Source organism: Cupriavidus sp. 8B, assembly GCF_054589115.1.
This window is the reverse complement of record NZ_BAAILO010000085.1, coordinates 1-333: the sequence shown is the minus strand read 5'-3', so window position 1 is coordinate 333 and position 333 is coordinate 1. Positions and strand designations below refer to the sequence as shown.

Annotated in this window: 1 pseudogene; it reads left to right on the top strand. The window is 57.7% G+C overall.

From position 1 onward, the window contains the following. Positions 1-81: 81 nt before the first annotated feature. Positions 82-333 (top strand): annotated as a pseudogene (locus tag ACYP5B_RS08070) (IS110 family transposase); the annotation flags it as partial.

Below are 333 nucleotides of genomic sequence, written 5' to 3'. Positions count from 1 at the left end.
GGGGTCCCTCCAGACCGAACGGCATCGCAATGTGCCAGAGTGGAAGATGTGACCACCACTACAGGAACGGAGGGACCCGAAATGAATGCTATGACATTTGGGCTGGATATTGCAAAGCATGTGTTCCAGCTGTACTGGGTTGACCCTGAGACTGGCGAGATACACAACCGGCGATTCCAGCGTCAAAAGCTGATCGAGTTCCTAGCTCAGCGCAAAGGACGCGTGGCGCTGGAGGCATGCGGCAGCGGGCACTGGTGGGCTCGCAAGCTCCTCGAGATGGGCTATGAGGTGAAGCTGCTGCACGCGAAATACGTCCGTCCATTCGTGCGAACC